Source organism: Acidimicrobiales bacterium (assembly GCA_016716005.1).
GTDB lineage: Bacteria > Actinomycetota > Acidimicrobiia > Acidimicrobiales > JADJXE01 > JADJXE01.
This window is the reverse complement of the sequence record JADJXE010000001.1, coordinates 178,829-198,229: the sequence shown is the minus strand read 5'-3', so window position 1 is coordinate 198,229 and position 19,401 is coordinate 178,829. Positions and strand designations below refer to the sequence as shown.

Annotated in this window: 16 protein-coding genes; 8 read left to right on the top strand and 8 right to left on the bottom strand. The window is 73.2% G+C overall.

All coding sequences use genetic code 11. The annotated features are described in order from the left end of the window. Positions 1-8: 8 nt before the first annotated feature. The 4 genes from IPM45_00970 to IPM45_00955 form a co-directional block, all read right to left on the bottom strand. Positions 9-1,574 (bottom strand): AMP-binding protein, encoded by a 1,566-nt coding sequence (locus IPM45_00970; protein ID MBK9178140.1) that lies wholly within the window; start codon positions 1,572-1,574, stop codon positions 9-11. Positions 1,575-1,621: 47 nt separating this feature from the next. Beyond that, complete coding sequence (locus IPM45_00965) at positions 1,622-2,296, bottom strand: TIGR00266 family protein (GenBank protein MBK9178139.1); 675 nt, start codon at positions 2,294-2,296, stop codon at positions 1,622-1,624. A 77-nt stretch (positions 2,297-2,373) separates the two neighbouring features. Further along, positions 2,374-3,318, bottom strand: coding sequence for a tetratricopeptide repeat protein (locus tag IPM45_00960; protein MBK9178138.1), 945 nt, complete (start codon positions 3,316-3,318; stop codon positions 2,374-2,376). Between the two features lie 311 nt (positions 3,319-3,629). Beyond that, entirely contained in the window at positions 3,630-4,451 is an 822-nt protein-coding gene (locus IPM45_00955; GenBank protein MBK9178137.1) for a polyphosphate kinase 2 family protein, read from the bottom strand. A gap of 150 nt (positions 4,452-4,601) precedes the next feature. On the opposite strand from IPM45_00955, the gene IPM45_00950 reads away from it, so the two are divergent. From IPM45_00950 to IPM45_00920, 7 genes are all read left to right on the top strand, one after another. Next, a complete protein-coding gene (locus IPM45_00950; GenBank protein ID MBK9178136.1) occupies positions 4,602-6,302 on the top strand; it encodes a hypothetical protein in 1,701 nt (566 codons plus the stop codon). Between the two features lie 203 nt (positions 6,303-6,505). Next, a complete protein-coding gene (locus IPM45_00945; protein MBK9178135.1) occupies positions 6,506-8,209 on the top strand; it encodes a hypothetical protein in 1,704 nt (567 codons plus the stop codon). 32 nt (positions 8,210-8,241) lie between these two features. Beyond that, positions 8,242-9,198 (top strand): ABC transporter permease, encoded by a 957-nt coding sequence (locus tag IPM45_00940; protein MBK9178134.1) that lies wholly within the window; start codon positions 8,242-8,244, stop codon positions 9,196-9,198. Then, positions 9,179-10,207, top strand: coding sequence for an ABC transporter permease (locus IPM45_00935; GenBank protein MBK9178133.1), 1,029 nt, complete (start codon positions 9,179-9,181; stop codon positions 10,205-10,207). The genes IPM45_00940 and IPM45_00935 overlap by 20 nt, the downstream gene beginning before the upstream one ends. 11 nt (positions 10,208-10,218) lie before the next feature. Beyond that, the gene (locus tag IPM45_00930; protein MBK9178132.1) at positions 10,219-11,364 is read left to right on the top strand and encodes an ABC transporter ATP-binding protein; all 1,146 of its coding nucleotides are present in this window, start codon (positions 10,219-10,221) and stop codon (positions 11,362-11,364) included. Positions 11,365-11,366: 2 nt separating this feature from the next. Then, positions 11,367-12,455, top strand: coding sequence for an ABC transporter ATP-binding protein (locus tag IPM45_00925; protein MBK9178131.1), 1,089 nt, complete (start codon positions 11,367-11,369; stop codon positions 12,453-12,455). 25 nt (positions 12,456-12,480) lie between these two features. Beyond that, positions 12,481-13,149, top strand: a complete 669-nt coding sequence (locus tag IPM45_00920; protein MBK9178130.1) for a TetR family transcriptional regulator — start codon at positions 12,481-12,483, stop codon at positions 13,147-13,149. A gap of 28 nt (positions 13,150-13,177) precedes the next feature. On the opposite strand, the gene IPM45_00915 is transcribed toward IPM45_00920, so the two are convergent. Together IPM45_00915 and IPM45_00910 are read right to left on the bottom strand one after the other, a co-directional pair. Further along, a complete protein-coding gene (locus tag IPM45_00915; GenBank protein MBK9178129.1) occupies positions 13,178-13,963 on the bottom strand; it encodes a hypothetical protein in 786 nt (261 codons plus the stop codon). A gap of 5 nt (positions 13,964-13,968) precedes the next feature. After that, entirely contained in the window at positions 13,969-14,772 is an 804-nt protein-coding gene (locus IPM45_00910) for an enoyl-CoA hydratase/isomerase family protein (protein MBK9178128.1), read from the bottom strand. A gap of 84 nt (positions 14,773-14,856) precedes the next feature. Between IPM45_00910 and IPM45_00905 the strand changes: the two genes are divergently transcribed. Beyond that, complete coding sequence (locus tag IPM45_00905) at positions 14,857-16,512, top strand: acyl-CoA synthetase (protein ID MBK9178127.1); 1,656 nt, start codon at positions 14,857-14,859, stop codon at positions 16,510-16,512. 213 nt (positions 16,513-16,725) lie between these two features. On the opposite strand, the gene IPM45_00900 is transcribed toward IPM45_00905, so the two are convergent. Together IPM45_00900 and IPM45_00895 are read right to left on the bottom strand one after the other, a co-directional pair. After that, positions 16,726-17,853 carry a hypothetical protein gene (locus tag IPM45_00900; protein MBK9178126.1) on the bottom strand — a complete coding sequence of 376 codons (1,128 nt, stop codon included), beginning with the start codon at positions 17,851-17,853 and terminating at the stop codon, positions 16,726-16,728. After that, positions 17,850-19,400, bottom strand: coding sequence for a glycosyltransferase family 39 protein (locus tag IPM45_00895; GenBank protein ID MBK9178125.1), 1,551 nt, complete (start codon positions 19,398-19,400; stop codon positions 17,850-17,852). Before IPM45_00895 ends, IPM45_00900 begins: the two co-directional genes overlap by 4 nt. Between the last annotated feature and the right edge of the window lies 1 nt (position 19,401).

The window sequence follows — 19,401 nt, the reverse complement described above, 5'->3', positions numbered from 1 at the left end:
GGGTCGCCTCAGAGGACGCGGCTCTCGTGACCGACCCAGAAGGGCGCCCGGAGCTCCCGCTTCAGGATCTTGCCGGAGCCCGTGCGGGGCAGCTCGTCGATGAACGACACCGAGCGCGGCACCCGGTAGTGGGCGAGGTGCTCCCGGGCGAAGGCCACCACGTCGGCCTCCGAGAGCCCCGACCCGGGCCGGGGCACCACCACCGCGTGCACCGACTCACCCCACTCCTCGCTCGGGATCCCGAAGACGGCCACGTCGAACACGTCGGGGTGGTGCTCGAGGGCCGACTCGATCTCGGCCGGGTAGATGTTCATCCCTCCGCTGATCACCATGTCCTTCTTGCGGTCGCAGATGAACAGGTAGCCCTCGGCGTCGCGGTAGGCGATGTCGCCGACCGTCGTCCACTCGCCCCGGCGGTCTGCGGCCGTCTTGTCGGGAGCCTTGTAGTACTCGCTGAACACGCTGGCCGAGCGCACGAACAGCTCGCCCGTCGCCCCTGGCTCGGTGACCTCCACGCCGTCGTCGTCGAACAGGGCCACCTCGACGAGCGGCGCCGGCTGCCCGCACGAACCCGGCTTGCGGAGCTGGTCCTCGGGCCGCAGGACCGTGTTCACGCCCAGCTCCGTCGACCCGTAGACCTCCCACAGCGAGTCGGCCGGGAAGTCGGCGACGAAGGCCTGCTTGAGCGTCGACGACCAGGGCGCGGCGTTGGCGACCATCACCCGCATGCTCGACCGGTCGTAGCGCGACATGACCTCCCGGGGCAGGTTGCAGACCAGCCGGATCGGCGTCGGCGCCGAGAAGGTCGTCGTGACGCGGTGGCGGTCGACCAGCCGCAGCCAGTCCTCGGGGTCGAACTTGCGCTGGGTGACGGCGGTCATGCCCAGCGCGTGGGCGATGCCCAGCCAGCCGCCCGGTCCGGAGTGGTACAGCGGACCGGTCGTCAGGTACACGTCGTCGGCGGTGTAGCCGAACACGCCCAGCAGGGCCGCCGTCTGCTGGGGGCTGCCGACCCCGCGTCGCACCGCCCCCTTCGGCTTCCCGGTGGTGCCCGACGTGTAGATCATCGTGGCCGCGGCCCCGCCCGCGGCCGGCGGCGCCGGTGGGGTGGCGGGCGCCTCGGCCGCCAGCGCGTCGGCGTCGAGCATCCCGTCCGGGGCCGGCCCGTCGAACACCAGGTAGGCGCGCACCGCGTCCAGGTCGGCCCGGATCCGGTCGAACAGCCCGGCGAACTCGGCGTCGACGTACACCAGGGCGGCGTCGGAGTTGTCCACGACGTACGCGGCCTCCTCGGCCGACAGGCGGTAGTTGAGGGGGACCGCCGTGGCCCCCACCTTGCGGGCGGCGTGCACCATCGCCACCACGCCCGGCGAGTTCTGCCCGCACCACACCACCTTCGTGCCGGGCCCGGCGCCGAGGTCGACGAGCACGTGGCCGAGGCGGTTGGCCCGCTCCTCGAGCTCTGCGAAGGTCCACGTGGTCACCGCCCCGCCCGGGCGGTCGTCGATCACGGCCGGCTTGTCCGGGCGCGCCAGGGCGTGGACGGTGAGGATGTCGGGTGTCGGGTCGGCCACGTTCGTTCCCCCCTGGTGTCGGCGTGGCGTGCTGGAGAGGTGTGCCGCTACGACCGCTGGGTCGGGAGCAGCGGCGTGATCCAGTCGATGAAGCCCTGCGGGCTGCGCGTCTGGATGTAGATCCGTCCGGGTCCGGTGAGCTGCACCACCAGGCCCTCGCCGCCGAGCAACGTCGACTTCCAGCCGCCGAACTTGTTCACCGCGTACTGCACGGTGTCGGCGAAGGCGACGACGTGCCCCGAGTCGACCGTGTAGGTCTCGCCGGCGGCCAGGTCCCTGGCCTCGATGGCGCCGTAGCTCGAGACGAGCAGCGTGCCGGCGCCGGTCACCTTCAGCAGGAACAGGCCCTCGGCGCTGAAGAAGGTCTTGGCGCCCCCCCACTTGGTGTCGACGTCGACCGTCGCCGCCGACGCCAGGTAGCAGCCCGACGTGAGCAAGACGGTCTGACCCGACAGCTCCCACACCACGATGTCGCCGGGGAGCGCCGGCGCGAAGGTGATCTCGCCCGCGGTCGACGCGGTGAAGGTGTTCATGAAGAAGCTCTCGCCGCCGAGGACCGAGCGCTTGAGGCCGGCCATCACGCCACCCCGGCTCTGGGTCTTCACCTCGACGCCTGCCGACATGCCGACCATGGCGCCGGCCTCGGCCACGACGGACTCGCCGGCATCCAGCCGGACCCGAGCGAGGGCGAACGCCGGGCTGTAGCTGATCTCCGTGTGCACGGCTCCACCTCCGGGACCGACCCGCGCCGAGCCCGGCGCACCCTAGACCAGCGACCCGGCGGACCGCCCGGAGGCGCTCAGGTGCCCGACGGGGCGCCCACGCCCGCCGCCGCAGCGGCCCGGCGGTGGGCGTCGGCCTCGTCGTCGCGACCGAGGCCCCCGAGCACGATGGCCAGGTCGTGGTCGCAGGCCGCCGCGTTCCGCGGCCGGCCCGACGCCGCGAAGACGGCGCGAGCTGCCTCGAGGCGCGGCACCGCCTCGTCGGGGCGGCCGTCGTCGGCCAGGGCCACGCCGAGGTTCTGGTCGCACCCGGCGGCCTCGATCTCCTGGCCGGTCGCGGCGAAGATCGACCGGGCCTCGAGCAGGCGCTCCACCGCGTCGTCGTGCCGGCCCTGGTCGTGCAGCACAGTGCCGAGGTTGAACGCGGTCACCGCGACCTCGCGGCGGCGCCGCCGCTCGAGGAAGATGCGCCGGGCCTCGAGCAGCTGGGGCTCGGCCTCGTCCGGCCGGTGCAGGGCCGCCAGCACCAGGCCCAGATCGTGGCGGCACGCGCCGGCCGCGACCACCTCGTCGGCCTCGAGGTACGCCTCGGCCGCGGCGAACAGCCGGTCGGCGGCGTCCTCGAGGTAGCCGAGGCCGCGCAGCACCGTGGCCAGCTGGGCGTGGCACCGGGCCCGAGCGGTGGGCGAGGCCAGCGCCGCGTCGAGCGCCGCGCTGGCCTCCTCCAGCCGGTCGCAGGCCTCCTCGGGATGGCCCAGCTCGACCAGCAGCCGCGCGGCCAGACGGTCGCAGGCTCCGACCTCCTCGGGCGCCTCGAAGTCGCCGTAGAGCACCCGCGCCGCCTCGACCGTGTCGAGGGCCTCGCCCGGCTCGCCCCGCTGTCGCAGCGCCAGGGCCAGCTCGACGAGGGCGCGGGCCTGCTCCCAGGCATCGCTCGCGGCCTCGGCCGCGGCCCGTCGGGCCGCCAGCTCGGGGTCGTCGCCCGGTCGTGTCTGCACCTGTCTGTTGCCGGTGTCGGCCATGTCGCCCCCGTCGGCGCCGCCCCGCCCGGTCGCTTCCTCCCGGGTGGAACGGCCGGCGCTCCGCTCGCCACCCGGCAGTCTCGCGCCACCAGGGGGGTCCGTCGCCAGCGACCGCCACGGCCGTCGGGGTCGCGCCGCCGGTGCCCGGCTGCCACAGCCCCACCGTCCCGATCGCGCGCACGGCTCCCGACGCGTCGCCGGCGCGATCGAGACGGCGGCCGTCCGCTCTCGATCGCGCGCACGACTCCCGACGCGTCGTCGGCGCGATCGAGACGGGCGGGGGCGGGGGCGGGGGCGGCCGGGGCGCCGCTTCAGTCGATCACGACGCCGGAGAGGTCCTCCGGGTTCGCCGGGATCTGCGGGTCGAGCCCGCGGAGCGCGTGCACGAGCAGCGACCCGACGGCCACGTTGCGAACCCACTTGTGATCGGCCGGCACCACGTACCACGGGGCCCACGCCGTCGACGTCTCCTCGATCGTCTCCTCGTAGGCCCGGGTGTAGTCGTCCCAGCAGGCCCGGTCGTCGAGGTCGCCGAGGCGGAACTTCCAGCGCTTCTCCGGGTCGTCGAGGCGCGCCTGGAGCCGCTCGCGCTGCTCGTCGCGCGACAGGTGCAGGAACACCTTCACGGTCGACGTGCCCTCGTCGGCGAGCATCCGCTCGAACTCGCGCACGTGACGGAACCGCCGTCGCCACACGTCGTCGGGCACCGACCCGCGCACGCGCCCGGCCACGATGTCCTCGTAGTGGCTCCGGTTGAAGATGCCGATCTCGCCCCGGGCCGGGCACACCGCGTGCACCCGCCACAGGTAGTCGTGCGCGAGCTCGGCGCCCACCGGCACCTTGAACGACGCCACCCGGCAGCCCTGCGGGTTCACGCCGCTGAACACGTTGCGGATCGTGCCGTCCTTGCCCGACGCGTCGAGCCCCTGCAGCACCAGCAGCAGGCTCCGGCCGGCCTCCGCCCAGAGCCGGTTCTGCAGCAGGGCCAGCTCCTGGCGGTGGCCCTCGAGCAGCTCGGCCGCCTGCTCCCTGCTCTCGAGCCCGAGGCTGTCGCTGGGGTCCCGCCGTTGCAGCCGTGGCGGTTCGCCCGGCTGCACGAGGAGATCAGCCAGCCCGTCGATCCCGGCGCCCATCGGCGCCGACCGTAGTGCCCGGGGCGCGTCGGCCAGGGGCTCGGGCCGTCGCGGGGAGCCGGGCGCGACTGCTACCTTCCCCGCACCGCATGTGCCACATGTCACGTCCGGCCGTCGGGCAGTGGCAGCGGCGGGAGGAGGGGGAACGCGATGGGCAAGCGGATCCGTCCGGGGTCGCACGCGCTGGCCTGGAGGATGCTGGCCGCACTGCTGGCCCTCGGGCTGGTCGCGGCCGCGTGCGGCGGCGATGACGACGACGACGGCAGCGCCGGCACCGACGCCACAGCCGGCGGCGGGACCACCGCGACCACCGAGGTGGCCGGCGAGCCCGTGCCCGGGGGAACCCTGGTGTTCGGCCTCGAGGCCGACACGTCGAGCCCCTGGACGCCGGCCAAGTCGGTGATGGCCGTGTCGGGCCATGCCGTCGCCCGGGCCGTCTACGACCCGCTCATGCTCCTCGCCGAGGACGGCACGCCGGTGCCGAACCTGGCCGAGTCGGTCGAGCCCAACGACGACTACACCGTCTGGACGATCACGGCCCGGCCCGGGATCACGTTCCACGACGGCACGCCCTTCGACGGCGCGGCCATCGCCGACAACCTCACCCGCCAGAAGGCGAGCTTCCTCACCGGCAAGATCCTGGCCGACGTGCAGACCGTCGAGGTCGACCCGGCCGACCCCATGAAGGTCGACGTCACCATGAGCCGGCCGTGGGTGGCGTTCCCGATCTACCTCACCGGGCAGGTGGGCTACATGGCATCGCCTACGTGGCTGGCGGCGGCCGACAGCGACCCGGGCCTCGAGGGCCAGCCCGTCGGCACCGGCCCGTTCGTGTTCGACTCGTACCAGGTCGGCCAGAGCTTCAAGGCCACCAAGAACCCGGACTACTGGCGGGAGGGCTACCCCTACCTCGACGCCATCGAGTTCCGCATCATCCCCGACGGCAAGACCCGCCAGAACGCCCTGGTGGCCGGCGACATCACCATGATGCACACGGGCGGCGGCGAGGTCATCGACTTCTTCCGGGGCCAGCCCGACCAGTACCCGATGCCCGAGATCACCAGCTGGGCCGAGACGACGTACACCCTGCTGCACGTCACCCAGGAGGGCTCGCCCCTCACCGACCAGCGGGTGCGGTGCGCGATGGCGTACGCCCTCGACACCCCGACGATCAACGAGGCCACCGGCGCCGGCGTCGCGCCCATCGCCAACGGCCCGTACTCGCCCGAGCGCCCCGGCTACCTGGAGGACACCGGCTTCCCCACGTACGACCCCGAGCAGGCCCAGGCCCTCGTCGACGAGTACGAGGCCGAGAACGGGCCCATCCAGATCACCTACACCGTCACCACCGACACCACCGGCCTGCTCACGGCCCAGCTGGTCCAGCAGTACCTGCAGGACGTCGGCATCGACGTCGAGCTGGGCCAGATCGAGCAGGGCCAGTTCATCGTCACCGCCCTCCAGGGCGACTTCCAGGCCTTCGGCTGGCGCAACCACGGTGGGCCCGACCCCGACCAGGACTACATCTGGTGGCACTCGTCCACCGCGCTCCCCGTGGGCCAGCTGGCCCTCAACTTCGGGCGCATCAAGGACCCGGTGATCGACGAGAACCTCGACATCATCCACGGCGACCCCGACCCCGCGGCCCGCACCGCGGCCGCCGAGGCGATCAACCGCCAGTTCGGCGAGCAGTGCTACGACCTCTGGGGCTCCTGGACGGTGTGGGGCCTGCCCCACGTCCCCGAGGTGATGGGCATCGACGGGTTCAGCGCGCCCGACGGCACGCCCACGGCGGTGAGCGCGTGGTTCCCGGGGGCGATCAACCCGCAGAGCGTGTGGCTGGCCCAGTGACGCCCCGTCCGGGCCGGTGGTGGGCACGCGCCACCGGCCCGGCCGTCGAGCGGTGGGGCCGCCGCGCGGCTAGTTGACAGGATGGCAATTGCGCCCTACGGTCGCCGGTGCCGGCTGTGCCGGCCGTCACAGGCGGCCGGGAGGCGGTCTTGAGTGCAACGCCGGGGCAGGGCGCCCCGGCCGGATTCCTTCGGGGGGAGTGGATGCCGGTGCGGTCACGCTCGGGGTCTCGCACGCTGGTCTGGCGGTTGCTCGCCGTGCTGCTGGCGTTGGGTTTGGTCGCGGCTGCCTGCGGCGGTGACGACGACGACAGCGGCGGCGGGGGAACCGACACCACCGCCGGCGGGGGCGGCACCACCGAGACCACCGAGGCGGCCGGCGAGCCGACCCCGGGCGGCTCGCTGGTGATGGGCATCGAGGCCGACACCTCCAGCCCGTGGACGCCCTCCAAGGCCGTGTGCGCGGTCTCGTGCCACGCGGTGATGCGCGTCGTCTTCGACCCGCTCACGCTGATCGACGAGGACGGCAACGTCATCCCGAACCTGGCCACGGTGGAGCCCAACGCGGACTTCACCGTCTGGACCATCACGGCCCGTCCGGGTGTCACGTTCCACGACGGCACGCCCTTCGACGGCGCCGCCATCGCCGACAACCTCACCCGCCAGCAAGCCAGCTTCCTCACCGGGAAGGTGCTCAGCGACGTCACGGCCATCGAGGTCGACCCGGCCGACCCGATGAAGGTGAACGTCACCATGAGCCGCCCGTGGGTCGCCTTCGACTACTACCTGTCCGCCCAGATCGGCTACATGGCCTCGCCCACGTGGCTGGCGGCCGCCGACAGCGACCCGAGCCTCGAGAGCCAGCCGGTCGGCACCGGCCCGTTCGTGTTCGACTCGTACCAGGTCGGACAGAGCTTCAAGGCCACCAAGAACGCCGACTACTGGCAGGAGGGCTACCCCTACCTCGACTCGATCGAGTACCGGATCATCCCCGACGGGAAGACCCGTGAGAACGCCCTGCTGGCCGGCGACCTCGACGTGATGCACACCACCACGGGCGAGACCATCGCCACCCTGCGGGAGCAGGCGGCCGAGTACCCCATGATCGAGGCGGCCCGGTGGGGTGAGACCGGCTACTGGCTGATGCACGTCACCCAGGAGGGCTCGCCCCTCACCGACCAGCGGGTGCGGTGCGCCCTCGCCTACGCCACCGACGTCGAGACCATCCGCCAGGCCACCGGCGCGGGCGTCGCGCCCATCGCCAACGGCCCCTACTCCCCCGAGCAGGTCGGCTACCTGGAGGAGACCGGGTACCCCACCTACGACGTGGAGCAGGCCAAGGCCCTCGTCGAGGAGTACGAGGCCGAGAACGGGCCGATCGAGCTCGCCTACGCCACCACCAACGACGCCACCAACCTGCAGACGGCCCAGCTGATCGAGCAGATGTGGAAGGACGCGGGGATCGACATCTCGATCGACCAGATCGAGCAGGGCCAGTTCATCGTCACCGCCCTCCAGGGCGACTTCCAGGTCTTCCTGTGGCGCAACCACGGGGGGTCCGACCCCGACGGCCAGTACGTCTGGTGGACGTCGGACAACGCCCTCCCGGTGGGCCAGCTCGCCCTCAACTTCGGGCGCATCAAGGACGACGTGATCGACGAGAACCTGGACATCATCCGCACCAACCCGGACCCGGCCGCCCGCCAGGCCGCTGCGGAGGCGATCAACGAGCAGTTCGCCGAGCAGTGCTACAACCTCTGGGGCACGTGGACCATCTGGGCCATCCCCCACACCACCAGCGTCATGGGCATCGAGGACTACGTGAGCGTCGACGGCACGCCCGTGGCCGACGCGGTGGGCACGACCTCCGGGTCGTTCTTCCCGCAGTCCGTCTGGATCCAGCAGTAGCCCGCTAGCGGCGTCGAGGCCGAGGTCCAGCCATGCGCTACGTCCGCCAGAAGGTCATCCAGCTCGTCGTCGTCCTGCTGGTGGTCAGCTTCCTCACGTTCCTCATGATCAACCTCCTGCCAGGCGACCCGGCCCTCACCATCACCGGGCCGGGCGCCTCGCAGGAGCAGATCGACCAGGTCCGCGAAGACCTCGGCCTCGACAAGCCGCTGCCCGTCCGCTACCTGACCTGGCTGGGCAACGCCCTCCAGGGCGACCTGGGCGACTCCTACGCCAGCAAGGTGCCGGTGTCGCAGCTCATCCAGGAGCGGCTCCCCATCTCCATCCTGATCATGGCCTACGCCATGCTCATCGCCCTGGTCGTGGCCATCCCGCTGGGGGTGCTCACGGCGTACCGCTCCGGCGGGGTGTTCGACCGCTCGTCCAACACCATCACCTTCGGGCTGCTCGCCATCCCCAACTACATCCTGGGCGTGCTGCTCGTGTACCTGTTCGCGCTGCAGCTGAACTGGTTCCCGGCGCTGTCGAGCTACGTCGGCTTCTTCGACGACCCCGTCGAGCACGTCCGCACCATGATCCTGCCCGCGCTCACGCTGGCCCTCGGGCAGATCGCGGTGTACCAGCGGCTGCTGCGCACCGACATGCTGGCCACCCTCCAGAACGACTTCATCACCATGGCCCGGGCCAAGGGCATGCCCACCCGGCGCATCCTGCTGTTCCACGCCCTGCGGCCCTCCAGCTTCTCGCTGCTGACGGTGGCCGCCGTGAACGTGGGCGCCCTGATCGGCGGAGCCGTGATCGTCGAGCAGATCTTCGGCCTGCCCGGCATGGGGAACCTCATCGTCACGGCGATCTTCCAGCGCGACTACGTCGTCGTGCAGGGCGCGGTGACCGTCATCGCCATCGGCTTCGTGCTCGTGAACTTCCTGGTCGACATGCTCTACGCCGCCCTTGACCCGAGGATCCGCCATGCCCGAGCCATCGCCTAGCTCGACGTCGGACGAGGAGGTCCTCCTCCAGCCCGACGGCCCCGACGGCCCCCTCGAGGACCAGCTGCGGCCGACCTACGAGGACGAGCGCCTCGAGCCCGAAGGCGACATGGAGGGGCCCGAGGCGATCTTCAACGAGCCCGCCGGCGTCTACCGCGTCGAGGCGGTGGCGAGCGGTGGCATCCAGCCCAGGAAGAAGCGCGTCAAGGTCACGTTCTGGATGGCCGCGGCCTGGCTGGTGGTGCTCACGCTGGTGGCCGTCTTCGCCGACGTGCTGCCCTTCGTGAAGAGCTACCAGAAGATCTCCGCCGACCTGGCCCAGGCCCCGTCGGCCGATCACTGGTTCGGCACCGACCAGCTGGGCCGGGACATCTTCAGCCGGGTGGTCTACGGCGCCCGCGTGTCGCTCAGCATCGGCTTCGTCGCGGTGTTCTTCGGCATCATCATCGGCGGGCTGCTCGGGCTGGTGGCCGGCTACTACCGGGGCCGGCTGGAGTCGACGATCGTCTCGGCCATGGACGTGATGCTGGCCTTCCCGGCGCTGATCCTGGCCCTCACCATCGTCACCTTCCTCGGTCGCAGCACCTGGAACGTGATCATCGCCCTCAGCATCCTCGCCATCCCGGCCCTCACCCGGATCGTGCGGGCGAACACGCTCGTGTTCAGCCAACGCGAGTTCGTGCTGGCAGCCAAGTCGCTCGGCGCCAAGAACGGGCGGGTGATCTTCCGCGAGGTCATGCCCAACGTGGTCCCGCCCATGATCTCGTTCTCGCTGATCGCCATCGCGGTGGTGATCGTGGCCGAGGGCGCCCTGGCCTTCCTCGGGCTGTCGGTCCAGCCGCCCACGCCCACGTGGGGCTTCATGATCAACGAGGGCCGCGAGGAGCTGTCGGACGCGCCCTGGATCTCGCTGATCCCCGCAGCCGTGATGTTCGTGACGATCCTCTCGCTCAACCTGCTCGGCGACATCTTCACCGCCCGCTTCCAGATCAAGGACACCGGCCTGTGAGCCGCAAGCAGATCCTGGCCACCTTCGCCGGAACGCGGGCCCCCACCTCCGGCCCGCTGCTCACGGTCGAGGACCTCCGGACCCACTTCCACACCGACCGGGGGACCGTGCGGGCCGTCGACGGCGTGTCGTTCACCCTCGACCGGGGCCGGACCCTCGGGGTGGTGGGCGAGTCGGGGTCGGGCAAGACGATCCTGTCCCGGTCGATCATGGGCTTGCTCCCCCGCCGCAACACGATCCGCTCCGGCAAGGTCGTCTACAAGGGCGTCGAGATCAGCGCCCTCTCCGTGTCGGAGATGCGCCAGGTGTGGGGCACCGAGATGGCGATGGTGTTCCAGGACCCGATGACGTCGCTGAACCCGGTGATGAAGATCGGCCAGCAGATCACCGAGTCGCTCACCCACCACCTCGACATGCCGAAGGACGCGGCCAAGGAGACGGCCCTCGCCCTGCTCACCTCGGTCGGGATCCCCGAGCCGTCCCGACGGCTCAACGAGTACCCGCACCAGCTGTCGGGTGGCATGCGCCAGCGCGTCACCATCGCGATCGCCCTGGCCTGCGGCCCCAACCTGCTGTTCGCCGACGAGCCCACCACGGCCCTCGACGTCACCGTGCAGGCCCAGATCCTCGACCTGCTGGGCGATCAGCAGCGTGATCGCAACATGGCGATGATCCTCGTCACCCACGATCTCGGCGTCGTGGCGGGCCGCGCCGACGAGATCGCCGTCATGTACGCGGGCAAGGTCGTGGAGAAGGCGCCCACCCCGGTGCTGTTCTCGGAGATGCGGATGCCGTACACCGAGGCCCTCATCAACTCGATCCCCAAGATCGGCGACCCCAGCCACACCCGGCTCCTGGCCATCGGGGGCCGGCCGCCCGACCTGGTCAACCCGCCGCCGGGCTGCGCGTTCAGCCCCCGCTGCCCCTATGCGCAGGACAAGTGCCGCCAGGAGGCGCCACCCCTGCGCGAGGCCGAGACCCCCGGGCACACCTTCGCCTGCTGGTTCCCGGTCGGCACCCCGGAGGGTCACGAGGCCTTCGACCGCAACGTGGCCGCCCGCGTGCCCGCGGCGCTCGCCCTCGCCGACGGCAGCGGGCCCCGGCAGCACCCCGGCTCGCCGGCGCCGGCGCACGCGGCCGAGCCGGTGGTGGTGTAGCCGTGGCCGGCAGCGGCACCGCCCACCTCCGCGACCCGCAGGACGCCCTCCTGCGGGTCGAGCACCTCGTCGTCGAGTTCCCCGTGGGCCGCACCGGGCTCAAGGTGAACGCGGTGTCCGACGTGAGCATCGACGTGCTCCCCGGCGAGACCCTCGGCCTCGTCGGCGAGTCGGGCTGCGGCAAGTCCACCACCGGGCGGGCGATCATGCAGCTCCCGCCACCCACCGGCGGCAAGGTGTTCTTCGAGGGCACGGAGGTCACCGGCCTGAAGGGTGAGCAGCTCCGCGCTCTCCGCCCCAAGATGCAGATGATCTTCCAGGACCCCATCTCGTCGCTCAACCCGCGGCGCAAGGTGGGCGACATCGTCGGGGAGCCACTGAACATCTGGGGCGCCCCCAACGGCGCCTCGAAGGCCGAGCGGGTCCGGGAGACCCTGGAGGCCGTGGGCATCGACCCCGACACCGCCTCCGACCGGCGGCCACACCAGTTCTCGGGCGGCCAGTGCCAGCGCATCTGCGTGGCCCGGGCCCTGGTGCTCGACCCCAAGGTGATCATCTGCGACGAGCCCGTCTCGGCTCTCGACGTGTCGGTGCAGGCCCAGATCCTCAACCTGCTCGAGGACATGAAGGCCCGCTACGGGCTCACCATGATCTTCATCGCCCACGACCTGGCCGTGGTGAAGAACGTGTCCGACCGGGTCGCGGTGATGTACCTCGGCAAGATCTGCGAGGTGGCGCCGCCGGACCTGCTGTACAGCGAGCCGGCCCATCCCTACACGGAGGCGCTGCTCAAGTCGATCCCGGTCCCGGATCCGTCGGTCGTGCCCGATCCCGAGGCCGTGATCCAGGGCGAGCTGCCGTCGCCGCTGTTCCCTCCGAGCGGGTGCCGGTTCCGCACCCGCTGCCCGAAGGCCCAGGAGCGCTGCGAACAGGAGGAGCCGCAGATCCGGCAGGTGGGCGACGGCCACTTCGTGGCCTGCCACTTCCCGGTCGGGAGCGAGACGCGCGCCGAGCCCGCCGTCACCCCGCCGGTGCCCACGGACCCACCAGCGGCCGGCGTGGGCGGCCCGCCGGCTGCGCCCACGCCGTAGCGCGGCCGAACCCGGGCACCGTTCGTTGGACCGCACCGTCCGCAGCCGCACCCGGCTCGACCGGGAGACGCGACGGGAGCAGATCGTGGAGGCGGCGGTGGTGGTCCTGCACGGCCGCGACCCCGCCGACGTCACCTTCGAGGAGATCGCCGAAGCCGCGGGCGTGTCACGGGCCCTCGTGTACAACTACTTCGGCGATCGGCACGGGCTGATCGCCGCGGTGTACCTGCGCAACGTCCGCCACCTGCAGGCCGAGATGGGCCGGGTGCTGGACGGCACCGAGACCATGCACGACGCGGTGGCCAAGATCGTGCGCGCCTACCTGGTGTACGCCCGCTCGCACCACCTGGCGGCGACCGAGACCATGGGCGCCGCCCTCACCCACCCGGCTTCGTCCCCGCTCCCCGAGCTGCGGGTGGGCCAGGAGGAGAGCCTCCGCCTGGTGGCCGACCGCCTGGGCGGCGGCGCCGAGGCCGAGCTCGTCGCCCGCGGGGTCATCGCCCTGGTGGAGGCGGCCGTGCTGGGCTGGGTGGAGCAGCCCCAGATGGAGCTCGACCGGGCCGCGGAGCTGATCGTGGCCCTGGCCTGGTCGGGCCTGGCCGGCCTCGAGCAGCTCGGGTGGCACCTGCCCTCGCAGTGGGGCGACGCCGGCGTCCCGGCCCCGGCCCCGGCCCCGGCCCCGGCCGGCTCCTGAGGCGACCGCCCGCCACGCCGCTCCCCGGCTAGCTCCCTCCGGACGGCGCGCCGTCGTCGGAGAGCGAGATCACCGAGCCGGGCGGCACCGAGCGCTCGGTCGAGGTGACCTGGGACACGGCCCCGTCCCTCGCCACCACGGTGGTGTTGTCGCACCCGCCGTCGACCCGCGACTGGTACGTCACCGTGAGCCGCTCGGGGCGGCGGACCTCGCCCGCCGCGGTGCGGCCCTCGAACCCGCTCCAGCGCACCTCCACCGACGGATGCTCGCAGCGGGCGAACACCTCCGACCAGACCACCGGCCCGGTCAGGCGGTCGCCGGGGGCGACGAGGTCGCGGACGACCACCGGCACACCGCCCACCTCGTCGATCACCTCGCCCCGCCACGCTCCCGCGCCGGCCGGCGAGATCCGCAGCCGGTAGGGCCGGCCGGGCTGCCAGGCCAGGTCGCGGGTGTTCGGGTTGCGGGTGGCGCTGGGCAGCGCCGACGGCAAGCTCCCCCGCAGCTCGCCGCCGCCGTCGAGCGGGTCCCGGTAGCCGCCCCAGTTCACGGCCCGGCTCCCCGGGTGCGACGGGTGCCACTGGAGGCCGAGGTGCGCAGCCCCCCGAGGGCGGTGCCCGTCGTGGAACCCGGCCTGGAGCGCCCAGAAGTAGAGCCGGGGCACCGCGGGGGCGACGACCACCTCGAGCCGGACGCTCACCTCGACGAGGGGCTCGGCGCCGAGCGGTCCCCACCAGAGGTGGAACGACGACGCCCCGTTGGCCGACCGGGGGTCGCCCGAGACCCGCGGGCCGCCGACGCGCCACCACCGCACGGGGATCAGCGGTCCTCGAAGTGGGGCGGGCGCTTCTCGAGGAAGGCGGCCACCGCCTCGCGCATGTCGGCGGTGAAGGTCGTCAGGATCTGGGTGCGGTTCTCGAGGTCGATCCCGGCGTGGAGGCTGGGCACCTCCAGGTTCGACCACATGACCTCCTTCGTCATCCACACCCCGAAGGGGCTGTTGGCGCAGATCTCCTCCGCCTTGGCCAGCGCGGCGTCGACCACCTGCCCGTCGGGCACCACCTGGGTGACGAGCCCGATCCGCTCGGCCTCAGCGGCGTCGATGAGCCGGCCGGTGAGCAGCAGCTCGTGGGCCCGAGCGGCCCCGACCAGCCTGGGCAGCAGCCAGCTCACCCCGATGTCGCAGCCGGACAGCCCGATGCGCACGAACGCCACGTTGAACCGGGCCGACTCGGCCGCGATCCGGATGTCGGAGCCGAGGACGAGCGCGAAGCCCCCGCCCGCAGCCGGGCCGTTCACGGCGGCGATCACCGGCTGGGGCAGGGCCCGCAGATGGGGGATCAGCCGGGCGATGTGCTGCTGGGCCCGCATGCCCGACTGGGGAGTGCCGAGCCCCTCGATCCCCGGGGCCTGACCGGACCCCTTCAGGTCGAGTCCGCTGCAGAAGCCACGGCCGGAGCCGGTGAGCACCACGGCCCGGCAGGCTCGGTCGTGGGCCACCTCGTCGAGCGCGGCGTGCAGCTCGGCCACCAGCTCGTGGCTCATGGCGTTCAGCCGCTCGGGTCGGTTGAGCGTGCAGACGGCGATCTGCGGGGTGACCTTCTCCAACAGCACGGTGGGCACGGGCGGCTCCTCCTGGGCGGGTCGGCTCAGCCTCGCGCGGGGTCGGCGCGTCCGCCCGGCCGGGGCCCGTACGCTCTGCTCCCCGTGGAGCTGAACCTCCCCCTGCTGCACGAGGCCGTGGCGGCCGAGGTGCCCGAGCGCGAGTGCCTGGTGTGGCGCGACCGAAGGCTGTCGTGGCTGGCGTTCACGGAGCGGTCGCGGCGTGTGGCGGCCGTGCTGCACGCCCACGGGCTCGGGTGCCGGCGGGAGCGGGCCACCCTGGCGGGTTGGGAGGCGGGGCAGGACCTGGTGGCGCTCTACCTGCACAACGGCACGGAGTACCTGGAGGCCATGCTCGGCGCCATGAAGGCGCGGGCGGCGCCCTTCAACGTCAACTACCGCTACACGGCCGAGGAGCTGGCCTACCTGCTGGGCGACGCTGCCGCCGCCGCCGTCGTGTTCCACGGCACCTTCGCCCCCACCCTGGCCACCGCGCTGGCGGGGTCCGAGCCCCCCCGGCTGCTGCTGCAGGTCGACGACGGCTCGGGCGAGCCGCTGCTCCGCGGGGCGATCCCCTACGAGGACGCGCTGGCCGGCGTGTCACCTGCGCTGCCGCCGGCCCTGGAGGCCTCGTGGTCGCCCGACGACCTGTACGTGCTGTACACGGGGGGGACGACGGGACGCCCCAGAGGGGTGCTGTGGCGCCAGGCCGACTTCCTGGTGGCCGCACTGGGCGTCCGCCGCCGTGACGGCACCGACATCGAGACGGTCGCCGAGGTCGCCGACGCAGCACGGCGCGGGGGGCCGCGGGCGCTCCCGTCGCCTCCCTTCATGCACGGCGCCGCCCAGTGGAACGCGATGAGCGCCTGGCTCGCCGGCGGCACGGTGGTGATCCAGGACCGCACCGACCGCTGGGACGCCGGCGACGTGCTGGCCACGGCCGAGCGTGAGCGGGTCACGTCGCTGCAGATCGTGGGTGACGCCTTCGCCCGGCCCCTGATCGACGCGCTGCGACGCCGCCCCTACGACCTGTCGGCGCTGCGGCACCTGACCAGCGGGGGCGCCGTGCTGTCGGCGTCGACGAAGCAGGACCTGCTCACTCTCCTCCCCCAGGTGGCGGTGGTCGACATCGTCGGGTCCTCCGAGTCCGGCCGCCAGGGCATCACCACCAGCACGCGAGAGGCCGGCGCCCGCACCGGCGTGTTCGATCGCTCGGCCGGGGCGTGCGTGGTCGACGCCGACCGCCGGCGCATCCTCGAGCCCGGCGACCCGGAGGTCGGCTGGCTGGCCCAGTCGGGCCGGGTGCCCCTCGGCTACCTCGGCGACCCGGCGAGGACCGACGCCACCTTCCCGGTGATCGACGGCGCCCGCTGCGCGGTGCCCGGGGACCGGGCCCGGCTGCTGGCCGACGGGAGCATCGAGCTGCTGGGCCGCGAGTCGGTCACGATCAACACCGGCGGCGAGAAGGTCTTCGCCGAGGAGGTCGAGCACGCCCTCAAGCACCACCCGGCGGTGTACGACGCGCTGGTGGTCGGCCGGCCCAGCGACCGGTGGGGACAGGAGGTGGTCGCCGTGGTCCGGCTCCGGCCCGGTTGGGCGGCCAGCCCGGAGCTGGAGGGCGACCTGCGGGCCGAGTGCGGACGCCACCTGGCCCGCTACAAGCTGCCGAAGGCGTTCGTGTACCGCGGCCACATCGCCCGGAGCCCGAGCGGCAAGCCCGACTACCGCTGGGCCCGCGCCCAGCTCGACGAGCCCGCCTGATCCCCCCGCACGCCCGCGTCTCGAACGCGCTCACGCCGTCCCACACGCCGCCGACGCGACGCAGACCCCCACGCCCGCGTCTCGAACGCGCTCACGCCGTCCCACACGCCGCCGACGCGACGCAGACCCCCACGCCCGCGTCTCGAACGCGCTCACGCCGCCCTACACGCCGCCGACGCGACGCGAACGCGGGCGCGAGCGCGAACGGAGCCGCTAGGGCACGTAGGCGCCGGTGAGCGCCAGGGCCGTCAGCCCCACCAGGCCCCCGGCGCACACGAGGTACGCGACCTGCTCGGCCAGCGGGCGCCGGGTGAGCACCGCCAGCGCCAGCACGATCGGGAACGCGTTCATGGCGTAGCGCTCGAGCGAGTTGAGGTTGTCGGCGCTGAGGGCCATCACGAGCACCGCGGCGGAGTAGAGGCCGTACGACACCGGCAGCCACCGGAACACCAGCACGACGAGGACGACGAAGGCGATCGCGAACGGGAGGTGGAGCCCGTCGCCGAGGCGCTCGGCACCGAACAGGTCGCCGATCCCCTGGCCCAGCCGGGTCACCGGGTCGACGGCCTCACCCCGGAACTGCTCCTGCACCCGGAGCGGCTCGAGCCAGTCCCCGAACCGGGCACCGGCCCACGCCAGGTACGCCACGGTGCCCACGGCCGGCCCGGCCACCGCCGCCGCGCGCGCCGGCCAGCCTCGCCACGCCACCCCTCGCGCGCCCCGCAGCACCTCCACCAGGGCGGGCAGCACGAGCAGCAGGCCGATGGGCCGGCTCACGCCGGCCAGCGCGCCGAGCAGGCCCGCCACCCACCAGCGCTCGCGCCGGAGCGCCAGGAAGGTGCCCATGGCCAGGGCCAGCATGAGGGCCTCGGCGTAGGCGAAGGCGAGCACGAACGCCGGCGGCAGCAGGGCCAGCAGCCAGACGGACCGCCTGGCCACCGCCCGGTCGCGCAGGTCGAGCAGGGCCAGGCGGTGCAGCACCAGCCCGGCCGCCACCGCGGCCGCGTTGGCGACGACGACGAGACCCACGGCCGGGCGGCCGGCGGCGAGCAGGCCGACCAGGCGACCGAGGAGTGGGTAGAGGGGGAAGAAGCGCAGCGCCTCGGCCGGCAGCGTGCGGTAGCCCCCCTCGGCGATCTGGCGGTACCACTCGCCGTCCCACATGAACAGCCCCTGGTGCAGCTGGAGGGGCCGATCGCCGGGCACCAGCCGGTCGGCGATCACCACCGCCACCAGGGCACCCACCGCGATCAGCACGCGGGCGACGGCCCACGACCAGGCGGTCTCCCGCAGCCCTCCTTCCTCCCACCAGCCGCGGAGGGAGGCGCTCCCCCGGCTCACGGCCCCGAGAACCGGGTGAGGGTGGCGGGCTCGAACACCTCGCCGTCCGCCGCCACCACGGTCTCGACCGTGGGCTTGCCTGCCGCCAGCGCCCGGAAGAGCGCCTCGCAGTCGTCGCCGAACGTGCGGTAGCCGCCCTGCCAGACGAGCCAGACCGCGTTGTCGGGCCCGGCCAGCTGCAGGAGCTCGTCGGCGAAGGCCGCCGGGTCGGCCGCCTCGTTGCGCGCCGCGTACTCCCGCCAGTCGACCAGCCCGGGCGCGTCGCCGGTGGGGTACGCGAGCGCGGCCACGTCGTCGCGCAGGCCCCGGCTGAACGCCGGGCCGAGCTGGTCGGGGCAGTACGCGACCACGTCGCCCGCGGCGGCCCCGGCGTCGATGGCGGCGACGACGTCACCTCCCTGGGTGCGGTCGTCGACCACGTTGCGGTAGCCGCCCAGCAACCCGAAGGTGGCGGCCACGGCCAGGACCGCCACCCGCACCCAGGGCGCCCGGAAGCGGGTCACGCCCACACCGGCGGCCAGCACCACGAGGGGGAACACCACGGCGGCGTAGCGCGAGGCGTACGCGCTGGACGTGACGTAGGCGGCCACGACCGCCAGGACCAGCGTCGTGGCCACCACGGCCAGCTCGGTGCGCACCTGGGGCACCGTGCGGAGGTCGACCTCGATGGTCCGCCGGTCGACCGCCCGACCGAAGAGGGCGAGGAGCACGAGGACGACCACCACCACCCCGAGCAGCTGCCCCTCGCTGTCGGGGCCGCCGCCGAAGTCGACGACGGTGACCATCAGGACGGCGGTGGGGCGCATCGGGCCGGCCCACGGCGTGCCGGTGTTCTGCGCCTGGCTCCAGAAGCTCGGGAGCCACGGGAGGATCATCAGCGCCGCGCCGACCGCCATGGCCGCCAGCGCCCGCAGGGAGGCCCGGCGGGAGCCCGGGCGGCGGGCCCGCCCCAGCAGCACCAGACCCACGGCGGCCAGCAGGTACGCAGACCAGTAGTGCGTCAGCAGCAACGACCCCGCGACCACGGCCAGGCCGGCGAGGCGGGGCCACGTCGACCGCTCGAGGCACGCCCCGAGGAGCAGGTAGCCGGCGAGCACGAGCGCCATCACCAGCGCGTACATGCGCACCTCGGTGGCGTAGCGGATCGCGTACGGCGACGACGCCAGGAGGATCGTGGTGGCCCACGCCGCGCTGGTGCCGCCGAGGCGCCGGCCCGCCAGCCACGCCAGGGGCAGGCAGGCGACGGCGGCCAGGCCCGAGAAGGCCCGCACCGCGGCGTCGCCGCCACCCACCATCGCCGACCAGCCGTGCAGCAGCACGTAGTAGAGCGGGGGGTGGCCGTCGCGGCGGAGCGCCTCGGGGATGTCGCCGAGCGGCAGGCGGGCGATGTTGACCGACAGCGCCTCGTCGAGCCACAGGGGCGACCGGGTGAGGAAGCGCAGCACCAGCCCGGCCGCCAGCACGACCCCCACCGCGACGGCCACGAGCACCACGGGGGGCGACGAGCGCCGCGAGGTCGCGACGTCGGTGCCCCGGGTCGTGCGCACG

What these genes read in the sequence shown, in the direction of transcription:
- IPM45_00960 (MBK9178138.1), bottom strand. Translation starts at nt 3,318, where the DNA reads ATGGCCGACACCGGCAACAGACAGGTGCAGACACGACCGGGCGACGAC.
- IPM45_00955 (MBK9178137.1), bottom strand. Translation starts at nt 4,451, where the DNA reads ATGGGCGCCGGGATCGACGGGCTGGCTGATCTCCTCGTGCAGCCGGGC.
- IPM45_00950 (MBK9178136.1), top strand. Translation starts at nt 4,602, where the DNA reads ATGGGCAAGCGGATCCGTCCGGGGTCGCACGCGCTGGCCTGGAGGATG.
- IPM45_00945 (MBK9178135.1), top strand. Translation starts at nt 6,506, where the DNA reads ATGCCGGTGCGGTCACGCTCGGGGTCTCGCACGCTGGTCTGGCGGTTG.
- IPM45_00940 (MBK9178134.1), top strand. Translation starts at nt 8,242, where the DNA reads ATGCGCTACGTCCGCCAGAAGGTCATCCAGCTCGTCGTCGTCCTGCTG.
- IPM45_00935 (MBK9178133.1), top strand. Translation starts at nt 9,179, where the DNA reads ATGCCCGAGCCATCGCCTAGCTCGACGTCGGACGAGGAGGTCCTCCTC.